The following is a 26,046-nucleotide window of genomic DNA, read 5'->3' as shown; positions in this document are numbered from 1 at the left end:
GCATGACAAATTTTGTAGCGCATACGCTATAAATAGCAAGTGCGGCATCTGCACTTTTGCAAAAATTCCTGCTGGCTTTTCTGAAAAATATCATTATCGTCGCTGTTGCCGGCACATGCACGCGCATGGAGAAACGGTCATATAAAGTGCATACGCTTTATAAATGAGCAAGGAACAGCAGATGCGTGACGTGATTTGCAATCGCGTCATTATGGATTGCAGGCATCAGGAAGAGGCCTTCAGCATAATGGCGTATTTGAGTATCGGCGGCCTCACTTTGGCCGGTGACCGCGCAGTGGAGCGGGACTTTTGAAAGAGGCCGCCTCATTCAGCTTGAACGTCAACGGCACTGTCAGTGACATCGTAGCCGGCGGCACAACGCCACTCCTTTATATCCTCAGAAACGATCTCTGCCTCAACGGACCGAAGTACGGGTGCGGCCTCGGCGAATGCGGTGCCTGCGCGGTCCTCGTCGATGGCCGGCCCGTGCGCTCGTGCGCTGTGCCGCTAAAGGCAATCGGCGACCGCAAGGTCACGACGCTTGAAGGCCTCGGAAAGCCCGGCCATCTGCATGTCGTCCAGCGCGCCTTCATCGAAGAGGCCGCGGCGCAGTGCGGCTATTGCCTGAATGGCATGATCATTGCCATCGCCGGCCTATTGGAAGCGACGGCGGAGCCTGACGAGAGCGACATTCGGGCGGCGCTCCGGCATCATCTCTGCCGCTGTGGCACGCATATGGAAATACTTGCGGCAGCACGCCGCGCCGTCGCCTACGCGAAGGCCGAAAAGTCCGCCCGTTCGGGAACGGAAGACAGGATCGAGGTTTCGCCATGAGCGTCCACCGCGAAGCGCCGAAGGCTACCTACCTCGCAACCGCCAACATCCTGCTCATCCTCTCCGATGCATCCCTGGGCGATGCAGCCGAGCTCTACATCGCCATCGATGGTGACGGTCGCGTCAAGGCATTCAACGGGCATGTCGATCTGGGAACCGGCATCCGTACATCGCTGGCGCAGATCGTAGCTGAGGAACTGCACGTTCCCTTCGAGCATGTGGAAATGGTACTGGGCGCGACTTCCGCAGCCCCCAACCAGGGCGCCACCATCGCCAGCGAGACAATCCAAATAACCGCCGTGCCGCTCCGGCAGGCCGCGGCAACGGCGCGTCATCACCTGATGGCGAAGGCTGCTGCCCTGAAGGGCACCGCGGTCGAGCACCTTGTCCTTGAAGACGGCGTCATCCGCGCCGGCAATGGAGCGAACTGGAGCTTCACCTTCGGCGAACTCGTCGCGGGAGAGCATGTGCGCCTCTCGATCGACGCCAGTGCCGAGCTGAAGCCCGCGTCTGCCTACTGCATCGTCGGCTCCTCGCGACCGCGCGTGGACATCCCGGCGAAGGCGACTGGCCAATGGATCTACGTGCATGATGTGCGTGTGCCCGGCATGCTGCATGGCCGGGTCATCAGACCGCTCTATGCCGGTTTCGACCACGGCGAGCATGTCGGCAACAGTCTCATTTCCATCGATGAAAGCTCGATCGCGCATATCGATGGCGTCGTTGGCGTCGTCGCCATTGGTGATTTCGTCGGCGTGGTCGCGACGCGCGAGGAAATCGCCATCGAGGCCGCGAAGACGCTGAAGGTTATCTGGCGGGAGCCGCCGGAATGGCCGGATCTGAATGCGCCGGAGATAGCGCTGCGCGCCAATCCCGCCACGCCGCGCAAGCTGATCGATCGCGGCAATGTCGAGATGGCTTTGGCCGGCAGCGCCGAGCCGATGAACCGCACCTATATCTGGCCCTACCAGATGCACGGCTCGATCGGGCCGTCCTGCGCCGTGGCCGATTACAGCGAGGCCGGCCTGACCGTGTGGTCGGGCACGCAGAACCCCTTCCCCATGCGTCGCGATCTGGCACTCCTCCTCGACATGCCCGAGGACATGATCCTCGTGGAGCGCCTGGAAGCCGCCGGCTGCTATGGCCGCAACTGCGCCGACGATGTGACAGCCGATGCCGCGCTTCTGTCGCGCGCCGTACGCGCGCCAGTGCGCGTGCAGCTCACGCGGGAGCAGGAGCATGCCTGGGAGCCCAAGGGCGCTGCCCAGATCATCGACGTGCGCGGCGGCCTCGATCTTGAGGGCGGTCCTTCGGCCTATGACTTCGAGACGCGCTATCCGTCCAATCTCGCACCGACATTATCGCTGATCCTGACCGGCAAGGTACCGCCGGTGTCCGACGTGGTGCAGATGGGTGACCGCACGGCGATCCCGCCCTATGCCTATGGCAATCTCCGGGTCACCGTCCACGACATGCCGCCGATTGCCCGGGCCTCGTGGTTCCGCGGCGTCTCCGCGATGCCGAACACCTTCGCGCATGAATGCTATATTGACGAGCTGGCGGCCGCGGCCGGCGTCGATCCGATCGAATACCGGCTGCGATACCTTCACGATCCCCGCGCCGTCGACCTTGTGCACGCCCTGGCGGAGCGGGCGAATTGGGTGCCCCACACGAAATGGGGCACACATGGCGGCGAAGGCGATCTGCTTTACGGCCGCGGCTTTGCCTATGCTGTCTATATCCACGGTCCGTTCCCTGGCAAGGCCGCCGCCTGGGCCGCCTGGGTGGCCGATGTCGCCGTCAACACCAAGACCGGCGAGATCGCGGTGACAAAGGTGATCTGCGCGCAGGATTCCGGGATGATGATCAACCCCGACGGGGTGCGGCACCAGATTCACGGTAACGTCATCCAGTCCACCAGCCGGGTATTGAAGGAACGCGTCGAGTTTTCCTCCACCGCCGTCACCTCGAAGGAATGGGGCGGCTATCCGCTCATCACCTTCCCCGAATTGCCCGATATCGACGTGCTGATGGTTCCGAGGCAGGACGAGCCGCCGCTTGGCGTCGGCGAATCCGCCTCGGTCCCGAGTGCCTCGGCCATCGCCAATGCGGTCTATGATGCAACCGGCATACGCTTCCGCGAACTGCCGCTGACGCCGGAACTGGTGCTGGCAGCGCTGAAGGGCGATACGCCCACCTCGCCTCCCGCACCGCCCGCGAAAAGGAAGCGGTGGTGGAATATCGGCATCTCGGCTGCCGGAGCCGCGGCCGCAATTTCAGGGCTAGTGGCGATCGCATCCCCATGGCGGCCGGCGATCGCCACGATCGAGCGGCCGGACGTGAATGTCTACAGCGCAGCGACGATCGAGCGCGGCCGCCTGGCCGCTGCGGCGGGCGCCTGCAATGTCTGCCATGTCGGCAATGACGGCACGCCCTTTGCCGGCGGTCGACGCTTCGACACGGCATTCGGCACGGTCTATGCCACCAACATCACACCTGACGTGAAAAACGGTATCGGTGCCTGGTCCTACACCGCCTTCGAGCGGGCCATGCGTGAAGGCATCAGCCGCGATGGCCACCATCTCTATCCGGCGCATCCCTACACATCGTTCGCTGGCGCTGAAGATGCAGACCTGCAGGCGCTCTACGCCTACATGATGACGCAGACCGCGGTGGCGGAAAAGGTGCCGGAGACAAAGCTCAAGTTTCCCTACAGCATCCGCATGATGATGGCAGGGTGGAATGCGCTGTTCCTGAAGTCGGCGCCCATGACCTACGACCAGACGCGCAATGCCACCTGGAACAGGGGCGCCTATCTTGTCGAGACGCTCGGTCATTGTTCCGCCTGCCACACCGAACGCAATGCGCTGGGTGCTGAAAAGACCGGAAGCGCCCATCTCTCGGGCGGCTTTGCCGATGGATGGGAGGCACCTGCCCTTAACGCCATGGCCAAGGCTCCGGTCAGCTGGACAGAAGATGCCTTCTACGACTACCTGCGCACGGGTCATTCCCGCGACCACGGCAGTGCCGCCGGCCCGATGGCGCACGTGGTTGAGGTCATGCAGCCATTGCCGGACTCCGACATCCGGGCCATGGCAAATTATCTGGCCAGCCTAAACAGGGACAGCGAGCCTTCGAAGGCCGTGGCCCAGAGCCAGGCGGCGATTGCAGCCAGCGAGGCGGCAAAGGTCAGTGCGGCGCTGGTTTCGCCCAAGGGCGAGCGCATATTCAATGCCGCCTGTGCCACCTGCCATACCGGCAACACGGTCCTCTCATCGCTGGCGCTGAACAGCAATCTGCATGCCGACACGCCCAACAATCTCATCCAGACAATCCTCGGCGGTGTCGAAGCCCCGGCTATCCTTGCGGAAACCACCGGCCGCGAAGCGCCAGAAGTCATGTCCATGCCAGCATTCCGCGATACGTTAAACGAGACACAGGTGAAGGATCTCACCAACTACCTGCGCGCCCGTTTCGCGCCGGACAAGCCGGCCTGGAGCGACACATCGGCGGCATTGCAGCGCGTTGCCGCCACCGCACATTGAGGAACACACATTGCCTGAAACAGCGGCCATTGCAGATATGGAAAGTAGGGCCCTCTTTGAGCGCCCGCCTGCCGCATTTCGTCCTTCAGCCTACTGGTTCTGGCATAGCATTCCCGATGAGGCGACCTGCCGGACACAGCTTGCCGATTTCCAGGCGAAGGGCATAGGCACCATCCTAATCCAGGCGCGCCTCGCCCTGCCGCGCGAGCAGTACCTGTCACCGGACTATCTGTCAGCCTACAGGCTGGCCGCCGACATCGCGGCTCAACTCGGGCTCAAGCTTGGCATTTATGACGACTATAACTGGATCAGCGGACATGCTGGTGGCAGGACCGTGGAAGGGCGCGACGAGCTGCGCGAGCGCCACCTTTTCTGGGTGTCTTCGGCAGATGTACAGGGCAAGATCAACGGCATCCATCCGTCATTCACGCTGAAGATGGGTGCGGATATCATCGCATGGCAATATGAAGGCGGGCGCATCGAGTGGTGCGAATGGACTGTCGAGGCAGCATTGCTGCATCCCTCCGGCGCAATCGATAGGCGCGACCAGATCGTCGACGTGACATCGCAGGTCAGCCTTGCAGGTTCCGATCCTGCGTCCTGCGGCTATTCTTACGATGGCGCAATCGCATCTGGCTGGACGCTGACGGTCTTCGTAACCGCGCGCTCCGCGACATCAAGGATCATCAACTATCTGCTGCCGGAAGCAGCCGACCGCTTTATCGAGGTCGGCCTGGAGCCGCTTGTCACAGCACTTGGCGAGGAGCGAGTGCCGGATCCCGTTGGATCGGTTTTCTACGATCAACCCGCGCCGGGCTTCTATCGCTGGGACCAGATCGCGGGCAATCCCGGCAACAGCCTGCTGTTTGCGCCTGCCCTGCGAGACCATGTTGCTTCAAAGACGAAAGTGTCATTCGCCATCGCCCTGCTCGCGGTGGTGCACGACGTTGGGCCGGAGACCCTGCGGCTGCGCGCGCTTTTTCACGCGGCTTATTCCACACTGATGAACGAAGCGTTCTTCGTCACGCTCAGGAACTGGGCAGAAGAAAAGCGGATCGTTCTCACCGGACATGAGATGCTCGCTCATGTCAGCTCCTGGGCGCTCAATGGCGGCTTCACCAGCATCGATCCACGCGTCGCGCCGGCAGCGGATTTCTTCGGCATCGATGCTCTCAGGCACGAGACGGCCGTGGACGCGAACAATCTCTTGCCACAGCTCGCCCCGAAAATGGGTGATTCTGTCGCCCGCTCGAACGGACGCAGCCGCTGCGTCGTTGAGACTTATTTCAGCGCCGAGCGCACCGAGGTGCGCGCGGCAGGCCAATGGGAGGTGACGCTGGAGGCAGCGCGTGCCCAGGCGATCCGCCTTGCCTGCCTTGGCACCCGGCAGTTCCTCTGGCACGGCGTCTACCAAACCGATGGACGTGACAACGATCCGACCCCGTTCATCAATCCGCGTTTCGACTTCGCACCCGGCATCAATTTCGAGCCTTGGTGGCCCTATCACGACCTTTTCGCCGAGGAAACCGCGCGTGTTTCCGCCTTCATCGAGCCCGCAAAGCCGCGGGCGCCTGTGGCAATTCTCTATCCTCTCTACACCGCCTTTGCGGAAGGACCTCGCCACAGCCATGCCACCCATATCGGCGCCTGGTGCGAGCAGCTGCTGGCTCAGGATTGCGATTTCATGTTCGTGAGCGAGGCGGATCTTGTAGACGCGGCTATAGAAGATGGACGCCTGCTTGCATCCGGTCTCGCATTCGACGCGGTGGTGCTGCCTTCGGTGACGGTGCTGGAAACGGCTGTTACGATTCAAACGCTCGATGCCTTCACGAAGGCCGGCGGTCGGATCTGGTCTTCGGGCGAAACCGTCTCCACGGTTTGCACGGGCGAGAAAGCCTACGGCCCAGTTGGCGTCACGTCGCACACCACAGCGATGCCCAATGCCGAAATGGTGTCCGCCCTCCTGTCGACCCTGACGCTCGACGGTCCGCAAATTTCGGGCCAGAGGCCGTGGCAATGGATCGGGCGTGATGTTGACGGCTGGTGGCGGATGGTCGTTTTCAACGATGGCGCAGAGGATATCGGCTTTGACATCCTGCTCGGAGATGGCTTCGATTATGCGATATGGGACGCGGAACACGGGTCTGTCGAAGCCATCGCCGCCGTTCAGAAACTGACCGTAGAGTTGGAACCGCACGAAGTTCGCTGCATCCGTCTCCATCAGAACGGACGGGCGGCAGTCGCAACAAGCCTACTATCGAGCCGACCGGCGCTTGACCGAAGCCAGCTCATCGCCTTGGCGGAAGGCTGGATATTCGCGGCCGGTGAAGGTCGGGCCTTCGCGCCCATCTCCGTTGACGGCGGCTGGGAAGAGCAAGGCTTTCCGGCCTTCAGCGGCACGGGCATCTACCGGCTTTCCTTCACAACGGAAACCGACGCCGACTGGATGCTGGAACTGCCGACCGTTAATACGGCGGCCACTTCTTATATCGATGGAACCAAAGTGGGACGCCGTGGCTGGCGGCCCTATCGCTTCGCTCTCGGCCACCTTGCCGCCGGCACCCATGAACTCGAGCTTCACGTCGCCAACACGGCGGCAAACCGCTATTACGACAATACACCCTATCTCGGCAGCGGCCCGGACAAGAGCGGGCTGACAGCCAGACCCCTGCTCATACCGCTGCAAAACAGACCGGAATAAGAACCATGCTGAAACATTCTACCGTACCCTTGATGCGCGCCTGGAACAGCTGGTCCGATCGACCGGCGGAAATGGTATTCTTGCCGCTCGGCGTTCGCGTCACTCCCGTTCTCTATTCCACGCGCAGCCGCACGACATCGGCCATCGAGCCGCGACGCGACACGGTGCGGCTTGGCCGCCATGCCATCGACGGATCGTTGATCGAACTGGAAACGGAGCATAGCGGAACTACGGTCGCCTTCAGAACCGAGAAATCCGATCCTTTCGCGGTTCGCGGAAGCTGGGAGGGCAAGGCCGGTGGCGAATGGGGCCTGCGCTTCTGGCTGACCGTGGCGATTTCGGCAGACAGCGGAGAAGTGGTCACGCATGAAGCTGGTCGCAACGTGACACTCGTCAAGATCGGCACGCGCTTCGTGGCGGTTGCAACGGCGGAGGCGCCGGTGCATGTGACTGGCCATGACACGATCGACGACCTGCGCGCCGATTTCGAGGCAAATGGATATTTCTACACTGCGAGCCGGAAAAACGAGGCGCCAGTGATCGCCCTGCGCTTCAACCTGGAAATGATGCGCCTGGGAGCCTACGCCGCCGCCGTGGCCGACAGCGCCGAGCTTGCGATTGTCAAGGCACAGACCTGCCTTGCGGCCGGCCACCCGAGCACCGCTCCCACCGCCCATAATGGCACCTACGAAGGATCCCTGGACGCGATCCGCGACGTCGTCGCCTGGAACACGATCTGGGATCAGACCAACTCCCGGCCCTACACGGCTGTTACGCGAATCTGGAATCTCGGCAAATTTGCCGTCTGGTACAATGACCAGCTGTTTGCTGCCTTGCTGGCCGGCGTCTTCGACGCAGATTTGGCCCGGGAGAACATGGCAACGGCGATGGCAAGCGCCACCCCCCAGGGGAACATCGCCTGCATCGTCACCTCGAACGATGCCTGGGTGGACCGCAGCCAGCATCCGAACGGCGCGCTCGTTGCCTGGCAGCTCTATCAGCGTACAGGCGAGCGTTCGTTGCTGGCAGCAAGCTACGATGCGCTGGCCCGCAATCAACGCTGGTGGCGCGGGCACCGCGATCCCGACGCTTTCGGCCTGCTGTCCTGCGGCACATCGGATGTAGGCGAAGGCCTCTACAAGGGCACACACTTTGCCGCGCGCAACGAAACAGGCATGGACAATTCGGCCACCCATGACGAGGCCGTTTATGATCCCATCGCGCGTACTCTGTCGACATTCGATCTCGGGCTGAATTGCGCGGCGGTGCTTGATGCCGAGATGCTGTCGAAGATAGCTGAGGTTCTCGGCAAGGATGATGATGCCCGCGAATTCGCGGCCATCGCCGAACGCTGCCGCAAGCTGATCTCGGAAAACCTGTGGGATGAAAGCCGCAACATCTTCGCCAACCGGCAGCGTCAGGGCGGCTTTGTGCGGTCGCTTTCGCCGACCAGCTTCTATCCCCTGCTATGTGGCGCAGCTACGCCCGAGCAGGCTGAGAAGTTGCTCCAGCACCTCAGCAACGAAACCACCTTCGGCGGGGACTACGTCCTGCCGAACGCGACGCGTGACGATCCCGCTTTTGCCGACAATGTCTACTGGCGTGGCCGCATCTGGCCAAACGTCAACTACATGGTCTGGCTCGGCCTGCGCCGCTATGGCTTTGCGGCAGGGGCAAGTAAGCTCGCGCGGCAGAGTTACGAGCTCTTCATGAAGTCCTGGAGCACGGACCGGATCGCGGCGGAGAACTACAACGCCACGACAGGCGAGGCAATGGACCAGGGCGATACGGATCCGTTCTACATCTGGGCCGCCATGCTTCCACTGATGGCGGTCGGCGAGATCATCGACTTCGACCCGTGGACCGGCTGGACCCTTCACAATGCCGGCACTGACCTTTCCGTGGGGCCGATGCTGTCGCCTTCAGGAATGCTTTCGGTCTCGATCGCCAATGGCCTGCTGGAAATGAACCTGGACGGCCGCGCGTCGCTGAAGACCAACCTGCAAACATCGTTCACGCAGATCGCTGTCAGCGATGCACGCTTCTCCTGCACTATCGCTCCGACGAGCAGCGACGGGTTTCTCGCCCTTCCGAACGTTGAGCCCGACCGCATCGTGGCGGCACGTCTCGATGGCCAGGAGGTTCGTTTCGAGGCGGGTTCCGATGGCGCGCGTCTCGATATCATGAAAGCCGCACATAAGCGGAAACTCGATGTCTATTTTTTGACAGTGTGAATGGCATTGGCGCCTGATGGAACTTGACAGGCGCCAATGAGCCATATTACTTTGCATACAAATAAAAAAACTGCCGGAAGAGCATGAGGGTTGAACGGAATTGCATATCGGGAGCGACCGGCTCGCGATGGCAACTTTATAACGACAGCGCCTGACAGGATAGCTTGGATTTTGACGCGGTGCCGAAAGGCTCTGGGAGAACCCTTGCGTTCGAATTGGGCGTGACCAAGTTGTTAGCCTCTCATCGATTTAGTTTGCATACAAATCATATGGCGCGCTTTTTGATAGGCGGGCTGCCGGTGATTTTCGTGAAGCCTGAGGTCGCCGGCTGCCGCCGCGGCCGTTGACAAGAGTGGATTTTCAAGAGGGGTTCCAAATGACTGAAATCACAAGACGCAACACGCTGAAGCTGATGTCCGGAGCGGTGATTGCCGGCGCTGCCTTCTCGGCCATGCCGCGCATGGCCGTTTCCGCCGGTAAGATCACGGTTCTAAACTGGCAGGGTTACGGTACTGACGAAGCCTGGTCGATCAAGGCCTTTGCCGAGAAGACCGGCATCGAGGTCGTCCACGACTACTACAGCTCCGAGTCGGAAATGCTGACCAAGCTGCGCACCAACCCGGGCGCCTATGATCTCGTCGTTCTCAACGCCGCGCGCTGCGCGCAGGCAACCGCGGAAGACCTCCTGCAGCCGATTGATTTCAGCAAGGTTCCGAACGCTACCACGATCGACGCCAATTTGCGCTCAAACGCCAACTTCCTGAAGGATGGCAAGGGCTATGCGGTTCCGTGGGTCTGGGGCATGACCTCGCTCGCCATCCGCGACGGCATGCCCGTTCCGGACAGCTACAAGGTTCTAGCGGATCCTGCCTACAAAGGCCGCGTTGCCATGGACGACGACGCGATCATCTGCGTAGCCGCCGGCGCCCTGATGACCGGTCAGGACATGAACAATCCGAAGGATCTCGATGCCGTCCGTGATGCGCTGAAGTCCATCAAGCCGAACGTCAAGCTGCTGTGGTCGACGGAAGACCAGTGGAACAAGTCCTTTGCAGCCAAGGAATTCGACCTTTCGCTCTTCTGGTCGGGCGGCTCGGTCCGCTCCAAGCGCAATTCGAAGCTGCCTGTCGACTTCGTCGTTCCCAAGGAAGGCGGCATCGGCTGGGTCGATGGTCTCGGCATTCCGGCATCGGCTCCCAATGCCGAGGGCGCACTGGCCTTCGCAAACTGGCTGATCGACCCGAGCTTCTATTTCGAATGGGCCACCAAGGTCGGCGCACCGGCATCGTCCAACTCCGCGGCACTTGCAGCCCTGCCGGCCGACGACCTGAGCCGCCAGGTTCACAAGCCGGAATACCTGAAGACCATGGGCATCATGTCGGCTCTGCCGGATGACCGTCGTGAAGCCTTCAACAACCTGTGGCAGGAAGTGAAAGCCTTCTATGCAGAGTGACAATCTGACATCGGCGTCAGAGCGCGGATCTTCGGGTCCGCGCGTGCGGCGTCCCCTTCCGTCTTGGGTGTCGACGACGGCGCTGCTGATGCCGACCTATGGCTGGCTGACGCTTGCCGTCTTTCTCCCGCTGCTGACCATGCTGGTCTTCAGCTTCATGGCGGCAACCCCGATGGGCAAGGCGCCGATCGTCCTCACCCTGAAGCAGTATCGTGCCTTCATCGACCAGCCCTATCTGCTTGGCATTGCCTTCACGTCCCTGCTGATCGGCTTCTGGACGACGTTTGCCTGCGCCGTGTTCGGCTTTCTGGCAGCCGTCGCGCTTGCTCGCTCCACTTTCGGCAAGACGCGTGAGATGCTGCTCATCCTCATCCTTCTGCCATTCTGGACAAACGGCCTCGTCCGTATCTTTTCGTGGACGATGGTGCTGCGCGAGAACGGTTTCCTTGACACCATCTTCCACATGGTTCTCCCGGATGCCGGATCGATCGGCTTCCTTTACACGCGCTATGCGGTCGTCGTCGGCCTGGTACATGGTTATCTGCCTTACATGATCCTCACCTGCTATATCGCGCTGGTTACGATCGATGACGCGATCATCGAAGCGGCCGCCAGCCTTGGTGCGCGGTGGTGGACAATTCTCTTCAAGATTCTCGTGCCAATGGCTGCTCCCGGCCTCATCTCAGGTGCCGTATTGACCTTCATCCCGGTCATCGGGTCCTTCATGGAACCCCGAATTCTGGGCGGCCGCGTCGGCGTCACCATGGGCACCGTCATCGAGGACCAGTTCACGCAAGCCTTCAACTGGCCGCTCGGCGCCTCGCTGTCCTTCACGCTGCTCGCCGTCGTACTTGCAATCTTCGGCACGTTCTCCGGCGTCCTGCGCCGCGGCACGGCAGCTTAAAGGAGGAAACACCGAATGACATCGCTTGGTCGTTTCTATCTGATCGCCGTCCTGGTCTTCCTCTACACGCCGATCCTCGTGATGATGGCAATGGGCTTCAACGCCTCGCCGCTCTACGAACTGCCGTTCAGCTTCTCGACCCGCTGGTATGAGGCGCTCTGGAACAACAACATCCTGCTCACCGCGGGCATGAACAGCATCATCATCGCCGTCATTACGGCTGCTGTGGCGACTGCGCTCGGCACGATGGCATCCGTTGCCCTGTCGCGCAGCACGTTCCGTGGCAAGAGCTTCCTGCAGATCATGCTGCTGCCGCCGATCGCCATTCCGTGGCTGATCACCGGCACGGCGATGCTGATCTTCTTCTACTGGACGGGTATCGGTCGCGGCATGCACGCGATCATCATCGGCCATGTCGCGCTTGCCATCCCTTATGTGGTGCTGGTGGTTGGAACCGGCTTCCGGACAATCCGGGCTGATCTCGAAGAGGCAGCCATGAGCCTGGGGTCCACCCCCGTCCATGCGTTCTTCTCCGTCACCTTGCCGCTGCTCTACCCTAGCATCCTGGGTGCTGCCCTGTTTGCTTTCGCGGTCTCGCTCGACCAGTTCGTGATTTCCTATTTCCTCGCAACGCCCGGCTTCACCACGCTGCCGGTTCAGATCTACTCCTCGATCCGCAAGGGCTTCACCCCCGAAATCAATGCGATCTCGACCGTACTTCTGCTCGGCTCGATGACCGTGATCCTGATTTTCGCGCGCTTCGCCAAGCCCGGAGAAACCCGTGACAAACGTTAACGTCAATTCCGTCGCCAAGACCTACGGCACCACGCCGGTTCTGGCCGATATCACTACCGAATTCCTAGAGGGCTCGTTCACCAGCCTTCTCGGCCCCTCGGGCTCCGGCAAGACGACGCTCCTGCGCATCATCGCCGGCTTCATCAAGCCCAACCAGGGTGTGGTGACCATCGGCAGTAGGGATGTCACGAACGTACCTGTATGGGGTCGCAACATCGGCATGATGTTCCAGTCCTACGCGCTGTTCCCGCACATGACGATTGCTCAGAACGTGGCCTTCGGTCTCGAGCGGCGCGGCATCAAGAGTGCAGCAGCCCGCAAGGAAGTTGATCGCGCCCTGGAAATGGTGCGCCTGCCGGGCTTTGGCAACCGCATGCCAAAGCAGCTTTCGGGCGGCCAGCAACAGCGGGTTGCACTGGCACGCGCCATTGTCATCAAGCCGAGCGTGCTGCTGCTTGACGAGCCGCTGTCCGCGCTCGACCGCAGGCTGCGGCAGGAGATGCAGGTCGAATTGCTGCGGATCCAGCGGGAGAGCGGCCTGACGACGATATTCGTCACCCACGACCAGGAAGAAGCGCTGACGCTTTCCGACAAGGTGGCCATTCTCGACAAGGGTCGCATCGTTCAGATCGGCGCGCCCGAGACGGTCTATGAAAAGCCACTGACGCGCTTTGCAGCGGAATTCCTTGGCGACTCCAACTTCCTCATGGGAACCGTCGAGAACGGTGCGGTGCGGCTTTCCGACGGCACGACGGTGCGCAGCGCAGGCCCTCTGCCTGCCAACGGCGCGAAGGTGACGCTCGCAGTGCGGCCAGAGAAGATGTCGATCTCGGCCGGCACTGGTGAAGGCAACAGCCTCTCGGCCCGCATCACCACGGTCATCTATGCCGGTCCTGTCCTCTCCTACCTCCTGGAGACCAAAGACGGCCTGCCGTTCAAACTCTTCGTTCAGAACCGCGACGGCACCGTCCTCAAGGAAGGTGACAGCGTCACGCTGAACTGGTCGCCGGAACACACCGTCTGCGTTCTGGATTGATGATGACAAGGGCGCCGTTGTCCGGGAACACGTTGCATGTCGCCATCGACATGCAACGGCTTTTCGCCGAAGAAACGGCCTGGTTCACGCCGGCCCTCGCAGGCATCGTGCCGAATGTCCAGCGGCTTGCGAAAGCTCGTCCTGAAAGCACGGTCTTTGCCCGCTTCATTCCCGCTCAGCGACCCAAGGACGCCAAGGGCCGGTGGCAAGCCTATTACGAGCGCTGGAAGAAGGTGACCCTGGACGAACTCGATCCGGCGATGCTGGATCTCGTCGCGCCGCTGGCTGCGTTGGTGCAGCCGGGGTCAATCGTCGACAAGGAAACCTATTCCATTTTCGGCGCTCCCGGCTTTGGCGATCGTGTTGATGCCACGGGCGTCGATACGATCGTATTCACCGGCGTAGAAACGGATGTCTGCGTCTATGCCAGCGCACTGGATGCGGTCGATCTCGGCTACAGGGTGATCCTAGTCAGCGACGCTCTGGCCAGTGGTGAAATGGTGGCGCACGAAACGGTGCTGACGCGTCTCGCGCCGAGATTCTCGGAGCAGATTGAAATTTTAACAACTGAAGACATTCTGGATTCATGGCCCGCATGACGGGCCGATCCGGATTGCCCGGTTCGGCAGCCACAACCTCGGTTGAGAGACAAGATGGACATTCCACTCAAGGACACGGCCCGAGAATCAAGGGGTGCAGGCATGGCAGCAAAACCGGATCAGACACAATATGCGCTGGGGGAACAGATCGGCTTCTTCCTGCGCCAAGCCAACCAGCGCCACGTGTCGATCTTCGCCAGCCTGATCTCCGAGAAGCTGACGACGACCCAATGGGCGGCGCTCGTCAAGCTGAGGGATCTGCAACCCTGTTCGCAAGGCAATCTCGGTCGCGAAACAGCGATGGACATGGCGACTATCAAGGGGGTCGTTGACCGCCTCGTCAAGCGCGGCCTAGTGCACACGGCACCTGACCCAGCAGATGCACGACGGCTGGTCCTTACATTGACCGACGAAGGTGAAGCCACGGTGGACCGCAATCTCTCCATCGCGCTGGAGATTTCGCAAGAGACTCTAGGACCGTTGACAGCTGCGGAGCGCATGATGCTGATGGAACTGCTCCAGAAGATTTGTTGACGGCATCACATGCGGTTCGCGCCCATTCACTCAGACAGAGGAAGACACACCATGCCCGGGGCGGACGACGGGGAGATCCGATCGCTGGTCACCTCCATGACCACGAATGAGAAAGTCGCTCTCGTCAGTGGCCAAGGCCTCTGGAGAACAGCCGCAATCGAAAGGCTGGGGATCGACTCGATTCTGATGACGGATGGCACCTACGGCGTGCGCTACTCGACAACCCAGATAGATGCCGGCACCGGTGATGAGGAAAGCCTCGCCGCATTCCTCGACCTGATCAACCAACAAGCCGACGATAAAGGCGGCATGTTCGGCACGACGCGACCAGCCACATGCTTTCCGAACGGCAATCTCGTCGGCTGTTCCTGGGATGTGGACCTGCTGTATCGCATGGGCGTAGCGCTTGCTCTCGAATGCCGCAGCCTGGGGATCCATCTCCTGCTCGGACCGGGTATCAACACACGGCGAACGCCGCTCGCCGGCCGCGCCTATGAATATTACTCGGAGGATCCGGTCATCAACGGCGACCTTGCCGCCGCTCTGATTTCCGGTCTGCAGGACAACGGCATAGGTGCCTCGCTGAAGCATTTTGCCTGCAACAACTCGGAAATCGAGCGAACGACGACCAGTTCCGATGTAGATGAGCGGGCTCTGCGGGAGATCTATCTCGCCGGCTTCGAGCGGGCGATCCTAAAGAGCCCGCCCTGGACCGTAATGAGCGCGTATAATCCGGTGAACGGCGTTCAAGCGTCGGAAAACCAATGGTTGCTGAAACACATCCTGAGGGATGAATGGGGATATGACGGGCTTGTCCTGTCTGACTGGCACGCCATCAAGGATCGGCCCGCATCGCTTGAAGCAGGTACGGACCTCGACATGCCGGAAAGCAAACCCCGCAAGGCACGGCTTCTGTTGGCTATCGAAGATGGCAAGGTGGCCGACGACATACTCGATCGGGCCTGTGAGCGGGTTATCGAACTCGCCCGCCGCTGTCACGCCAACAAGATGCCTGCAGCCCCTGTCGATCTGGACCACCACCACGCCCTCGCCCAACAGATTGCAGCAGAATCCATCGTGCTGCTGCGCAACGAACAGCAGACGCTGCCGCTCGATGCGGCTGCGATCAGCGAGATACTCGTTGTTGGCGATGGCGCCCTGGTCCCGACGATCCAAGGATCCGGGTCGGCGACGACCAATCCCTATCGCGTTGACAGCCCCTTCACGCGGATCGCAGCACGTGCAGGAGAACATCTGAAGGTTCGTCATGTGCCTTTCCCGACCGCGGGGCGTGCTCCGACGGAGAATGAAACGCGAGCCGTTGTCGATGCCGCAACGACGGCGGACGCAATCATCGTCTTCACCGAGAACGAGAAGTCACGCAACGGCGAAGGCAATGATCGCGACACCCTGAAACTGGCCGCCGGCCACGACCGACTGATCCGCTCGCTCGCTGGGGCCGGCCGGAAGGTCATCGTCGTTCTCACCATGCCGGATGCGGTCGAAATGTCATGGCTGGATGCCACACAGGCCGTGCTGGCCTGCTTTTATCCCGGCCAGGGCGGCGGCGAGGCCATTGCCCGGGTTCTGTTCGGCGAACAGAACCCTTGCGGAAAACTGACCACGACGATGCCCGTCCGCATCGAAGAGATTCCCGGCTGGCACACTTATCCCGGCGAGAATGGGCGACATGTCTACAGCGAAGGAATATTCGTCGGCTACCGCTTCTACGACCTCAAGGCTGTCACGCCGTTGTTCGCGTTCGGCCATGGCCTTAGCTACACGACTTTCTCCTATGAGAGTATGGTTCTCGACAGACAGGAGATCGGCCCTTCAATGGGCTGCGCCGCCAGCGTCACCATCCGCAACATCGGCACGGTGGCCGGCAAGGAAATCGTCCAGCTTTACGTTCGCCCAGTCAAGCCAGGCCTCCGGCGGCCAATCAGGGAACTCAAGGTTTTTGCCAAGGTCGAGCTTCAACCAGGCGAAGCCAAGGTTGTGACCCTGACGCTTTCCGCGCGAGATTTCCAATATTTCGATACCGCGCGCGGCACATGGGTGCTCGATGCGGAAGCTTTCATTATCGAAGCGGCGGCTTCCTCGCGGGATATCCGCCTCGAAAGCCGACTCGCTTGCCGTTCCGAGCGCTTCCCTCCGGCAGCCCTCTCCGCGCTTTCGCCGCCAGCGCTGGTTTTCGCGAATGAATTGGCGATACCTGCGTTGACAGAATTACTGGCGAGGAAGCTCCGCATCTCCGGCGAGGAAGCGATAGCCATCCTCGAAAAGCTCAACGGCTCTTTCCTGGGCTTCTACGATACCCTGAGCTGGTATGTCGGTGACGCGATCAACGAAGCTGATATCACCGCGCTTTTCGACACGCTGAATCGGAGGACAGAAAGGATTTCCGCTTGATGCAATCCTTCGCCTCCAATGCTGCCATTGAACCTCCACGACCGGCTTTCCTCACGGATGATTCTGAGGAGACATTGCGCTTCGCGGCAGATGCATTTGACGAAGGAACGGAGCGTCGCTTGTCACCCTTGTCGAAACTCGTGGTGGGGCAGCCCGAAGTGTGGTGCTCATCGTCCGTTTCCATTATCTATGGGCGCGCCAAGCACGAGTCGGTGAGGAATCTCGCCGCAAAGGCCGGCCGTCTGTATCGTGGTGCGCAACCCCGGCACCCGATACAACTACTGAGAGATAGTAAGCATCAAGATCGCCACTTTAAAGGTCACAGGAGGCCAAAAGTAAAAATTTCTTTTGAAGGTGCCTCCTCCGATCGATCCTGAAGCAAGAATTTTATGGCTAAGACTACTAACGAACGGCGGGGTACAGACGCGGAAGCCAACGTTCGATTATGTCGATCGGGAAACCAAGACGGACTTTTCCTTTCGGGCTGGGCGATGTGAGGACACCGCAGTCTAGCAAGCTGGATAAGACCGTTCGGCCCTGCCGCTCCTGATACCCTGTAAGAGCTTGTACTTGTGAGCGCGCAAATTCACCCGCAAGAATGGCTTCACGCAATAGCGGCCAGCTTCCCCTTGGAAGCCGTTGCATTTGAACTTCCTCGTTGCACCATACCTCTACGCGGTTCAGCAGCTCCTCTGGCTTGAGAAGTTCCTCCATAAATGTGACCTGATCCAAGCAGCACGACAGGAAGAAGACGGTAAATTCGGTTAAGCCGGCTTGCGTGAGATTCCCGCGCCCGTCCAGATCCCCACGCCTGGGTTGATCGGCTTGTGCGAGCAGGCGTTTGTAATCGGCAACGTTTCTAGCGAGGCCTCGTGACACCGACCACAGTTCTGAGCCAATCTCAAGCTCTCTTAAAAGAGCATGCGAAAATAACCGCGAGACACGCCCATTCCCGTCAAAAAACGGATGGATCCATGCGAGACGATGGTGGGATGCGCCAACCCCGATAATCTTCTGCAGCTTGGAAAGCATCTTGAAAGAATAAGCTTCAACGAACCTCGCAATGAGGGGTTCGATCATTTCAGGCTCAGGGGCAATATGGTCACCCACCTTCACATGCCCCGTTCTGAGCTGCCCGGGAACCATTTTGATCTCTTCGCCAGTATCTGGATTGCGGACGATCAACAACTCATCCGGAAGCCGCCGGCAGAACTCTCCATGCATCCAGCAGATGCCTTCGAGCGACAGGACGGAAAAGGGCATCTCACTTCTATCGATCAGCTGCTGCACTTCAATATGCGCGCGTGCTTCAAGTTGAAGGTTCCGCTTCTCTGGCTCTCCCGCATACTCGCCTGCCATTGCGCGATCGATGTCTATAGGAAGTGTATTGTGTCCTTCGATGAGATTTGAATAATAGCAATTCATCGAGCGCACGAGGTCACCCACCGACGCCCGCATAATGGGATGCAGCCGTGCTGCGAAGCGGTTGGCCGCCGAGGTCAGCTCGATTGCGAGATCTTCCAAGTCTCTATTGCTTTCGGGAAGCAGTGGTTCAATGCTCGCCAGAGTGACCATATTTTGCCGCTTTTAATGCCGTTATATTCCTCTTTGAGAACATAATGATAGGTATCCCCTCACGCAAGAGTTTTGCCGGTATTATTGCCGGTCGTGATAGTGCCACATCTCCATTATGAAGGTTACAAGCGTGCGACAGCTACCAGCTATTTTCGGAGAGGGATAAAAGGCGATGGCAACAGGGTCCCTTCCGGCAGATCTGCAACATCCTTGGTGACCCGTTTGAGGCGATCGATGGCGCGCGCCCAATAATGGGCTCCACCGCAAGCCTCCATTGCAACTACGCAACGCGGCTGGCTGGCGAAGAAACTCAACACCTTGTCACGCCGCAATTGTTTTCGGAAAACAACGTATCCCGAAGCATCGGCGCCATGCGCCTGAAACACATTTTTCGCCAGATCCAACCCAATCGTGCTAACGTCCATTTCGGGCACTCCTCTGTTGTGGAGGTTAAACACCTGCCACCTTGGCACATCGATGCCGTCGAGGGGTGTCCACCCCATCGCGAAAGTGGTGAGTCTGTCCGATTTTTGAGAACGAAGTAAGAACGGCTTTTCGCAGGTCATGGATGTGGGTGCGGAAAGCCGTGCCGTTCCGATAGCGCGGCAAGGATCTTGTATTTTTCAGCGATGAACACACGCCCCTCGTGAACGCCTGTTTGATGCGGTGAGTTGTCTCCCTCCGCTAAAACCAGCAAGGGCAAGGACTGGTTTTGCTCTCCGACAAGGGCGATCACGCCTTGTCTGGGTCTCGGCCATTCGATGCGCTCGACATCAAGCTTATTCGCCAAATCCGGAAAGGAAGCCAACACCCCCTCCAGAAGGGCGCAGTGCCAGCAATAAAACTGCTGACCTGGATAAGCAGGATCATCGAAGCCCGGACGCAGCGGGAACAGTCGGTCGCGGTATGCCATTTCATTTCCCTTCCGATTTCAAGGCATTGTAGAGCGCGGTCTTGCCAATCTTTACGCGCGCGGCAGCTTCCCGCACGTTGAGGCCGACCGCCAGATGTTGGCGGGCCTTGGCAAGCTTCTCCGGTGTCACGACGGCCTGGCGACCGCCGCGCCGACCCCGTTGCTCGGCGGCCTGTACCCCAGGTGTCGGCGACCGCCGCGCGCGCAACAATGCCGGAATGGAAGAAGCGGTTGACCATGCCCGACAGCATGAGTTCCTCACCGCCATGCAAGTGGTCAGCGCCGGTCGTGTCGATCACCAGTCCATCCGGCGGATCGGCGGCAACGATCGGCGCGTAGCGTCGCAGCGCCCAGAGTGCCAGGCGTTCAAGCGCCTCCGCGTCGGCTGCAGGATCCGCGTCCATTATGACGAGGTCGGTAACCAGCGCCTGGGCCTTGGTCGCCTTGATGGGAGCAGAACCTGAGGCCTCGTTCGAGATCTGGTTTGCATATGGGATTCGAACCGTCTGGAAAATCTGCAGCTGCAAATCTGTCCTAATAATCAATGATTCTCAGGGTCGTGCATCGACTGTGGAATGTCCCGTTTCCCATGAAGCACACGCCACACATCAACATGATCTTTTTGATCACGATAAAAGACGATATAGGGGTATCGTTTCAGTGAAATGCTGCGCAGGTCAGGCAAGCCCAACTCGTATCCATATCGCAGCGATCCCGATTCCGGATGCCTTGCGATCAGGTCATAAGCTGCCTCTAAAGCGTCAATAAAGCCAAGCGCGACCTCGGTTCCAGCCTCGAGTACATAGCAGTCAACCGCCGCTTCGACATCACTGCGAGCCAATTCCCGAGGGACGATGGATTTGTTTGTCACTTGCTGTGCCGACGACGCACACGATCACGCAATTCGGTGAAATAGCGCCCATCGGCGGGATCAGATTGTACAGACGATGCTCCGTCAATCAACAGCCCGCGCAAAATAAGACGGTCCTGATCTCGCCGAATCAATTCGCGGATATATTCGCTGCTCGTCCCATAACCACGCCCCGCGACCTGCTCATCAACGAAGCTCTTAAGATGGTCCGGGAGAGAAATGTTCATTGTGGTCATATGAATACCCATAGCTATAATGGCAAAATTTGGCAAGATAGACATTTTTGCCTTAAGACGGGTTGAGACACGAGCATTGAGCTGAATCGAATCTTTGGCCGCGGTCATTTGCTCCGTCGGGGGTCGGGCAGCGCGCCCCGAAGGGACCAGCGTTCGACTTTGGCTATCTGATTTTAGCCATCCTCCGATTTTCATAGCTTCGATCCGGGTGTCCGGGCGTCAATGGCGACTCGCGCGAGAGCGTATCAAGCCACCGGCCGGTGGCAGAGCCGTGATCTCCCGACGCACGACGGCCGATATTGCCGAGCGTCCAGATCCGGTCAGCGTGCTCTCTCGTCCTTCGTCCTCGGACAAAGGACACACCATATGGACTATTGGTCTGTCAACGTCGCGCCGCAGAAACGGGCAAATCCTTGGATCCCTCATTCCTTCCGGCAACGCAACGCCAGGTACTGCGTCGCCCAAACGTACAGCCAGCTCCGACATCAACGCTTCGGCTCGCGTGGCCGGCAGATCGATAGTCCGTGCAAGTGTCAGGCGATCGTCCTTGCCCTTGAGTTTTAGCGCCATGCGATCGCCGGCGAGACCGGGAAATACTCGGCTTGTGATCGCATTATAAACTGCACAGAAGTAAACCGGTGCGATCGAGGTTCCGCGATCTTCAGAAGCGCCAGATTCTTAAGATGCATGTCACCATCCGCGATGAACCAGGCGAACAATGCACGTCGGAATAGGGTTTCGAGATCAGCCATTGGATTGGTCGACAACGGCCGCAGCCCCGGCGCCATGCGTTCGATCGTGCGTCATATTTGGCAGAGGTCGGCAGATTGAGAATCGAGCAGAAAAACACTCAACAATGGGTAGCGGCTTAAAGCCAGCCGTGCCCGCCGGTTTGAAGATTTGCGTAAACGGTTGGTCGACCGCTGGCACTACCCCTTCGGTTTTCACGCACATAGGTGCTTTAATTTGGACTCCCGACAGGCGCGCTTGGCGTCAATAGTCTGTTCGACGGGGTGCAGCGCGGAATTATCTGGCATTTCAGATGCGCGAAAATCCCTTGATCGGTCCCGCCGCGGATCGCAGCCTGCTGCTTGCAGGTGCCCTCGGCTTTCTCAGCGCAGGCAGCGTCTTAGGACAGTTGCCGATCAAGAGGCCACAGGTTCGCCTCGAAAAGACCATCGCCCGGTTTAGACAGCAATACTCAATGACGTCGCTTCCCTCCAGTGCTACCAAGTATGGTCGGCCTTGCAGGCACCGTGCCAGCGGTGAACTGGTCACGCAGTAGGAGAGAGGCGAGACGGAATCTACGGCCCCCCGGTAACGAGGTTCGGATCCCGCCGGCCGATTCAACCTAAGTGATGCCGACCGAGGTTTGACGGCGCAATCTTCAATCTCGGTGGCAGGAACGTTACCGCGGCTCAGCGCCTTCAATCCTTCCCTCGGATTGGTTCGCAGAAGGCTCGAAATAGATTTCGCTCACTCGAAACTGCCCGTTGATCCGCTTGCATTGAATGATGATATCTATGGCGATTTTCAGAAGCTCGCGAATATCGTCACGCTCAAGATCATGTCCGCCTTCGGATTCCTTGACCAGCAGTGTCAACTGTTCAAGTGCCAACTGCGCAGAATCCGCATGCACCGTCGTGATTGATCCCGGGTGCCCAGAATTGACGTTCCGAATATAGTAAAAGGCAGAACCATCGCGCAATTCCTGCAGAAGGATGCGATCGGGCCGCATCCGCAGGCAAGATTCGAGTAGGTCCTTCACGCCGACTTTCGCCAGCCCCTGACCTCCCTTCGAATAAAGCAGCCGAACATGATTGCGCTGGGGGATGACCAGTTCCGGCGTATCCTCGATCGAGATGACCCGCTCATGCTCCGGAATGTGCTGGATCAATGCTTTCGACAAGGTGGTCTTGCCCGATCCGGTTGCACCCGAGATGATGATGTTCTTGCGCGCCAGTACGGCCTCACGCAGAAACTCCGCGTATTTGCCAGCTTCACGGAGTTCATCCAGCCTCCTGTCGGAGGATTCAACACGGTTATTCGTCGACGCGACTTCGGAAAACAGCCCATCACGATCGAGGTCCGCCAGTGTCAATGTCACCGATGACGGCTTTCTAACTGTGATGCTCACCGTTCCGCTTAGCGTTGCCGGCGGGATTACGATCTGTATCCGCTCCTCCTCGGGAAGTGTGGCCGAGAGAATCGGACGCTCCTCGTCGATTGCCTGATTGGAATAGCTTGCCACGGCGCGCGCAAGGCGCATGAGCTTTTCGAAGGTGAGGCTTGGCACCTCGTAGCTTTGCCACCCGCCCGCTCCTTCCGTCAGCACCTCCCCTGGCCTATTGATCACGATCTCGTAGAGCGAGGGGTCCTGCAGGAACTGCGACAAGGGCGAAAGCAACTCACGGACAACACCGACATGGGAAGCTTCCGCCATACCCGTTTGCTTCTCCTACTTTGTCGCCAATGTGGATCGAGGGGTAAAATCCGCCAATGTCGCTCGATCAAGGATCTGGGCACGCGGTTCGGTGATGCGCAGGCTATAAACGCCGGAGAAATCGAGATCGCGGGCAACAAAGATCGACACAAGCTCGCCCTGATTTTTCATGAGCGTTGGCGGGATATTGATCGACTGCTCCACCGCGATGGCCGCGGCCTGCTGGCCGGCTGTCGTGGTATTCTGCGTCTGCACATCGCTATCCTGAAGCCGATTGCTGGCATAAGTCGTGGCATCGCCGACAATGGACAGCAGGATGGCGCTGCCGAAGCGCTCCCACCAATGTGTGTCGACATAGCCATCCATGCCGGCACGCCCGAGTGCATCGGTCGCAGGTGAAGCAAGTGTAATAATAACGCCTTTCGGCGTTTTCGCGCGGTTCCAGAGTACGAAGAGGCGCTTCTGGCCACGATTAAGGCCGCCGCGATATTCGCCGACGACTTGGGTGCCCTTTTCCATGAGCACCACACGACCATTGTCTGAGAGCACATCGCGGTTGATAACGCAGCTGGCAAAGCCTGGCTGATCGGAGGCAAGTGCGGTCTCAAGCACGCAAGGGATCGAAGTGCCCATCGCCACGACGAAGTCGCGGTTGCCGAGCGTGCCGGCCCGCGATCCCTCCAGATGCGTCGGCGTCAACATCCTGTTGAAACGCTGATCCTCATTTTCCACTTGCCCGTTGAGGCCACCAGGGTTTGCCGAAAAAGGAAGATAGTTGGAACCCGCGTCCACGGGGGAACCTCTGTCACGCTGCCGTGTGGAAGTCTGTGGTGCGTTGTAAGCCATCACGGGCGCGCGGCGGGCAGAGTCGAGCAAGGGATCCTCGGCGGAGATTGCCGGGTCCTTCGCCACAGGTGTCGGCAGTTGCACTTCCGGAAGAGGTGCTGCCGCTTTCGGTTCCTCCTTAGCAGGTTCGAAATCCGAGGTCTGGCGGATAACGACACGATCGGGCTGACTAACATCGGCCCTTTGCCGGCCGTGCATCGACCACAGCGAAAACCCCACAAAAGCTACCATCGCCACGACAATGGCGCCGCGCTTAAGGAGCGGATTGCGGTCACCCGCACGGCTTGCTTCTGTCTCGGCACGTTCTCCCGGAATCCGGTCTACGATCTCGTCGGTCATCGTGACCTCCTATTGCTGGGCATTTGCTGCCTGGTCTTTCAAGACACGTTCGACCGAAGGCGATGTGGTGTTCGTGTCCGGATTGATGCCGACCGGGTCGTAGGCTTCGTTGAAGACGCAGAGCACGTCTCCTCCCCGCCGAAGGATGAACTTGCGACTGATCGCATGGACGAGCACCAGATCTCCGTCCACGGACTTCGGCACCAGGCTTTCGGTCCCATCGGAGTTTTCCATGTAGATTGCCGGCATTTCCTGATTGCCGCGGAAGGTGAAGGTTGTGATCTTGCCATTGTCGTAGATCGCCTGTGGCTCGAGAGCTGCCGCACCTTGAGCGGAGTAACGCCAGTTGCGCGGTCCGTATTGCTCATGCAGCGCCAATACCTTGTCGGCCGCGCTCGCCAGCGCCGATTGTGTTTGTGCTGCGGCCTGCTCCCGCCGGCGTTCCGCCTCGTCGGCAGGATAGCGGTATTTGACGTAGAAATAGGTGTCCTGGCCGGAAGCAAGCGGTCCATCCCGAACTGTCAGCTCCATTTGATAGCTGCGCGTCGAACCGTCCCGCCGCGTGGTTACCACCGAGATGTTTGTCAGTGGTTGGTTTTCCCGCGGTTTTAAGAAGAGAATATTGCCCGCGGGCGCCACCTCCCACGCCACAGTATTTCCAAGCGCCACATGGGCGATTTCTTCGTCTGCGGCAAACTCGACTTGAACGGACGAGCGTAGCGAGCCCACGACCTTGGTGATGTTATAGGGCTGATAGTCAACAAAGCGGATGCGATTGTCCTGCGGAGCGCCGCGTGGCGTCTCAAGCCCGAGGACGGGCGATGACCACGAACTGGCGGCAATAATCAGAACCATTGCGCAGTGATGTTTCAATTGATGGCCTCCGGATCGGATCGATACTCGCTGACAACGAAGCCGAGAGGATTTACCAATCGATCAGTCGAGGACATTGGAGCGTTGACGTACGAGAAAGTGAGTGTCGCCACCCAATGGGTGGTATGGACCTCATCACCACGAGTGATGGCGCGCATATAGCGAACTGAAGCCACGTTGCTATTGATCAGCGAAATAGAAACAATGTTTATGCGCGACGTGGCACCGTGGCCAAAGACGTTTTGCGGAGAATCTGGGTTGCTGCCACGATAAAGGGCGGTGAACCTGGTCTGTTCCGAGGCGGTCGACAGCAGCGAAACCGCGCGGAAATTCTCTTCTGCCTCGCTCCAGACATAACCCTCGCGGGCTCGGACATAACGGGCGGCAAAATATTTGGTGACCGCTTCATCATAGGTCCCGGCCGTCGAAGTGAGCCCGGAGACGACATCGACAATGCCGGTCGAATTGTCGACCCTCACAACGAAAGGTTCGACCGTCTTTAGCGGCGTCAGCCCGGCGACGGCAAAGATCGACGCTGCGGCCAGAACGCTCGCGGCAATGGCCACGAACCAGGCGACACGGGCAGAGCGCTCCAACTGGATCATGCGGTCCTGGTCGAAGCGCCGAGCCTTATCGAAATAGCTTTTGAGGCTGTCCGTGGTGACCATCAGTTCTGCCCCGCACAAGGACGATATGAATCCGTTTGGTCGAAATGCGCGAAAGCGGCTGGGGCAATATCCACCTCCTCTTCGACAAAAGACGCCGGCGTGCTTGCAGGCCCAGCCGCGGGACTGAATTTCTGCTGCGAGAATCTCTTATCCCCGTCCCATTGCCACATCGCGCGATTGAGTGGCCGGCGCGCATAGCCATCGCATTTGGGCAAGGAATGAGAACGAGAGGCGC

Annotated in this window: 20 protein-coding genes and 3 pseudogenes; 12 read left to right on the top strand and 11 right to left on the bottom strand. The window is 59.5% G+C overall.

The window, feature by feature from the left end; translation table 11 throughout:
* Positions 1–309: 309 nt before the first annotated feature.
* The 11 genes from CCGE525_RS26740 to CCGE525_RS26690 all read left to right on the top strand — a co-directional run bounded on the left by CCGE525_RS26740 (position 310) and on the right by CCGE525_RS26690 (position 17,047).
* Positions 310–834: a (2Fe-2S)-binding protein gene (locus CCGE525_RS26740; RefSeq protein WP_120707311.1), complete on the top strand. Its 525-nt coding sequence runs from the start codon at positions 310–312 to the stop codon at positions 832–834.
* Positions 831–4,379 carry a molybdopterin cofactor-binding domain-containing protein gene (locus CCGE525_RS26735; protein WP_120707310.1) on the top strand — a complete coding sequence of 1,183 codons (3,549 nt, stop codon included), beginning with the start codon at positions 831–833 and terminating at the stop codon, positions 4,377–4,379. Before CCGE525_RS26740 ends, CCGE525_RS26735 begins: the two co-directional genes overlap by 4 nt.
* A 10-nt stretch (positions 4,380–4,389) precedes the next feature.
* Complete coding sequence (locus CCGE525_RS26730) at positions 4,390–7,080, top strand: carbohydrate-binding protein (protein WP_414131389.1); 2,691 nt, start codon at positions 4,390–4,392, stop codon at positions 7,078–7,080.
* A gap of 5 nt (positions 7,081–7,085) precedes the next feature.
* Entirely contained in the window at positions 7,086–9,314 is a 2,229-nt protein-coding gene (locus CCGE525_RS26725) for an MGH1-like glycoside hydrolase domain-containing protein (RefSeq protein ID WP_120707308.1), read from the top strand.
* A 376-nt stretch (positions 9,315–9,690) separates the two neighbouring features.
* On the top strand, positions 9,691–10,767 hold the full coding sequence (locus CCGE525_RS26720) for an ABC transporter substrate-binding protein (protein ID WP_120707307.1): 1,077 nt from the start codon (positions 9,691–9,693) through the stop codon (positions 10,765–10,767).
* Entirely contained in the window at positions 10,757–11,671 is a 915-nt protein-coding gene (locus CCGE525_RS26715) for an ABC transporter permease (RefSeq protein WP_120707306.1), read from the top strand. The genes CCGE525_RS26720 and CCGE525_RS26715 overlap by 11 nt, the downstream gene beginning before the upstream one ends.
* A gap of 15 nt (positions 11,672–11,686) precedes the next feature.
* Positions 11,687–12,466 (top strand): ABC transporter permease, encoded by a 780-nt coding sequence (locus tag CCGE525_RS26710; RefSeq protein ID WP_120707305.1) that lies wholly within the window; start codon positions 11,687–11,689, stop codon positions 12,464–12,466.
* Complete coding sequence (locus CCGE525_RS26705; RefSeq protein ID WP_120707304.1) at positions 12,453–13,502, top strand: ABC transporter ATP-binding protein; 1,050 nt, start codon at positions 12,453–12,455, stop codon at positions 13,500–13,502. The genes CCGE525_RS26710 and CCGE525_RS26705 overlap by 14 nt, the downstream gene beginning before the upstream one ends.
* Complete coding sequence (locus CCGE525_RS26700) at positions 13,502–14,101, top strand: cysteine hydrolase family protein (protein ID WP_120707303.1); 600 nt, start codon at positions 13,502–13,504, stop codon at positions 14,099–14,101. Before CCGE525_RS26705 ends, CCGE525_RS26700 begins: the two co-directional genes overlap by 1 nt.
* A gap of 54 nt (positions 14,102–14,155) precedes the next feature.
* Positions 14,156–14,635 carry a MarR family winged helix-turn-helix transcriptional regulator gene (locus CCGE525_RS26695; RefSeq protein WP_120707302.1) on the top strand — a complete coding sequence of 160 codons (480 nt, stop codon included), beginning with the start codon at positions 14,156–14,158 and terminating at the stop codon, positions 14,633–14,635.
* Positions 14,636–14,686: 51 nt separating this feature from the next.
* Complete coding sequence (locus tag CCGE525_RS26690) at positions 14,687–17,047, top strand: beta-glucosidase family protein (protein WP_120707301.1); 2,361 nt, start codon at positions 14,687–14,689, stop codon at positions 17,045–17,047.
* A 402-nt stretch (positions 17,048–17,449) separates the two neighbouring features.
* Here the strand turns inward: CCGE525_RS26690 and CCGE525_RS26685 are convergent, their stop codons facing one another.
* From CCGE525_RS26685 to CCGE525_RS26670, 4 genes and pseudogenes are all read right to left on the bottom strand, one after another.
* Positions 17,450–18,622 carry a Fic family protein gene (locus CCGE525_RS26685; RefSeq protein WP_120707300.1) on the bottom strand — a complete coding sequence of 391 codons (1,173 nt, stop codon included), beginning with the start codon at positions 18,620–18,622 and terminating at the stop codon, positions 17,450–17,452.
* Between the two features lie 233 nt (positions 18,623–18,855).
* Positions 18,856–19,047: pseudogene (locus tag CCGE525_RS26680) on the bottom strand (IS110 family transposase); the annotation flags it as partial.
* Between the two features lie 137 nt (positions 19,048–19,184).
* Positions 19,185–19,535, bottom strand: a complete 351-nt coding sequence (locus CCGE525_RS26675) for a DUF3088 domain-containing protein (protein ID WP_120707299.1) — start codon at positions 19,533–19,535, stop codon at positions 19,185–19,187.
* Between the two features lies 1 nt (position 19,536).
* A pseudogene (locus CCGE525_RS26670) lies at positions 19,537–19,716 on the bottom strand (recombinase family protein); the annotation flags it as partial.
* Positions 19,717–19,753: 37 nt separating this feature from the next.
* Here CCGE525_RS26670 and CCGE525_RS39915 point away from each other — a divergent pair.
* Positions 19,754–19,999 (top strand): hypothetical protein, encoded by a 246-nt coding sequence (locus tag CCGE525_RS39915; RefSeq protein WP_162950255.1) that lies wholly within the window; start codon positions 19,754–19,756, stop codon positions 19,997–19,999.
* 77 nt (positions 20,000–20,076) lie between these two features.
* On the opposite strand, the gene CCGE525_RS26660 is transcribed toward CCGE525_RS39915, so the two are convergent.
* The 7 genes and pseudogenes from CCGE525_RS26660 to CCGE525_RS26625 all read right to left on the bottom strand — a co-directional run bounded on the left by CCGE525_RS26660 (position 20,077) and on the right by CCGE525_RS26625 (position 25,811).
* Positions 20,077–20,406: a type II toxin-antitoxin system RelE/ParE family toxin gene (locus tag CCGE525_RS26660; protein WP_120707298.1), complete on the bottom strand. Its 330-nt coding sequence runs from the start codon at positions 20,404–20,406 to the stop codon at positions 20,077–20,079.
* Positions 20,403–20,642 carry a ribbon-helix-helix domain-containing protein gene (locus CCGE525_RS26655; RefSeq protein ID WP_162950395.1) on the bottom strand — a complete coding sequence of 80 codons (240 nt, stop codon included), beginning with the start codon at positions 20,640–20,642 and terminating at the stop codon, positions 20,403–20,405. Before CCGE525_RS26655 ends, CCGE525_RS26660 begins: the two co-directional genes overlap by 4 nt.
* Positions 20,643–21,074: 432 nt before the next feature.
* A pseudogene (locus CCGE525_RS26650) lies at positions 21,075–21,626 on the bottom strand (HipA domain-containing protein); the annotation flags it as partial.
* 424 nt (positions 21,627–22,050) lie between these two features.
* Positions 22,051–23,085 carry a P-type DNA transfer ATPase VirB11 gene (virB11, locus tag CCGE525_RS26640; protein ID WP_120707296.1) on the bottom strand — a complete coding sequence of 345 codons (1,035 nt, stop codon included), beginning with the start codon at positions 23,083–23,085 and terminating at the stop codon, positions 22,051–22,053.
* A 15-nt stretch (positions 23,086–23,100) separates the two neighbouring features.
* The gene (virB10, locus tag CCGE525_RS26635) at positions 23,101–24,270 is read right to left on the bottom strand and encodes a type IV secretion system protein VirB10 (protein ID WP_120707295.1); all 1,170 of its coding nucleotides are present in this window, start codon (positions 24,268–24,270) and stop codon (positions 23,101–23,103) included.
* A 9-nt stretch (positions 24,271–24,279) separates the two neighbouring features.
* A complete protein-coding gene (gene virB9 / locus CCGE525_RS26630) occupies positions 24,280–25,125 on the bottom strand; it encodes a P-type conjugative transfer protein VirB9 (protein ID WP_120707294.1) in 846 nt (281 codons plus the stop codon).
* A gap of 14 nt (positions 25,126–25,139) precedes the next feature.
* Complete coding sequence (locus CCGE525_RS26625; protein WP_120707293.1) at positions 25,140–25,811, bottom strand: VirB8 family type IV secretion system protein; 672 nt, start codon at positions 25,809–25,811, stop codon at positions 25,140–25,142.
* Positions 25,812–26,046 lie beyond the last annotated feature (235 nt).

It is taken from the genome of Rhizobium jaguaris, assembly GCF_003627755.1.
GTDB lineage: Bacteria > Pseudomonadota > Alphaproteobacteria > Rhizobiales > Rhizobiaceae > Rhizobium > Rhizobium jaguaris.
The sequence above is the reverse complement of the archived record's forward strand: the minus strand, read 5'-3'. Positions and strand labels throughout refer to the sequence as shown.

Bases quoted from the DNA above. Each gene is read 5' to 3' on its own strand.
- CCGE525_RS26725 (WP_120707308.1), top strand. From the start codon at position 7,086: ATGCTGAAACATTCTACCGTACCCTTGATGCGCGCCTGGAACAGCTGG.
- virB11 (WP_120707296.1), bottom strand. From the start codon at position 23,085: ATGGCGGAAGCTTCCCATGTCGGTGTTGTCCGTGAGTTGCTTTCGCCC.
- CCGE525_RS26695 (WP_120707302.1), top strand. From the start codon at position 14,156: ATGGACATTCCACTCAAGGACACGGCCCGAGAATCAAGGGGTGCAGGC.
- CCGE525_RS26710 (WP_120707305.1), top strand. From the start codon at position 11,687: ATGACATCGCTTGGTCGTTTCTATCTGATCGCCGTCCTGGTCTTCCTC.
- CCGE525_RS39915 (WP_162950255.1), top strand. From the start codon at position 19,754: ATGGAAGAAGCGGTTGACCATGCCCGACAGCATGAGTTCCTCACCGCC.
- CCGE525_RS26720 (WP_120707307.1), top strand. From the start codon at position 9,691: ATGACTGAAATCACAAGACGCAACACGCTGAAGCTGATGTCCGGAGCG.
- CCGE525_RS26735 (WP_120707310.1), top strand. From the start codon at position 831: ATGAGCGTCCACCGCGAAGCGCCGAAGGCTACCTACCTCGCAACCGCC.
- CCGE525_RS26715 (WP_120707306.1), top strand. From the start codon at position 10,757: ATGCAGAGTGACAATCTGACATCGGCGTCAGAGCGCGGATCTTCGGGT.
- virB10 (WP_120707295.1), bottom strand. From the start codon at position 24,270: ATGACCGACGAGATCGTAGACCGGATTCCGGGAGAACGTGCCGAGACA.
- CCGE525_RS26690 (WP_120707301.1), top strand. From the start codon at position 14,687: ATGCCCGGGGCGGACGACGGGGAGATCCGATCGCTGGTCACCTCCATG.
- CCGE525_RS26700 (WP_120707303.1), top strand. From the start codon at position 13,502: ATGATGACAAGGGCGCCGTTGTCCGGGAACACGTTGCATGTCGCCATC.
- virB9 (WP_120707294.1), bottom strand. From the start codon at position 25,125: ATGGTTCTGATTATTGCCGCCAGTTCGTGGTCATCGCCCGTCCTCGGG.
- CCGE525_RS26675 (WP_120707299.1), bottom strand. From the start codon at position 19,535: ATGGCATACCGCGACCGACTGTTCCCGCTGCGTCCGGGCTTCGATGAT.
- CCGE525_RS26685 (WP_120707300.1), bottom strand. From the start codon at position 18,622: ATGGTCACTCTGGCGAGCATTGAACCACTGCTTCCCGAAAGCAATAGA.
- CCGE525_RS26625 (WP_120707293.1), bottom strand. From the start codon at position 25,811: ATGGTCACCACGGACAGCCTCAAAAGCTATTTCGATAAGGCTCGGCGC.
- CCGE525_RS26655 (WP_162950395.1), bottom strand. From the start codon at position 20,642: ATGACCACAATGAACATTTCTCTCCCGGACCATCTTAAGAGCTTCGTT.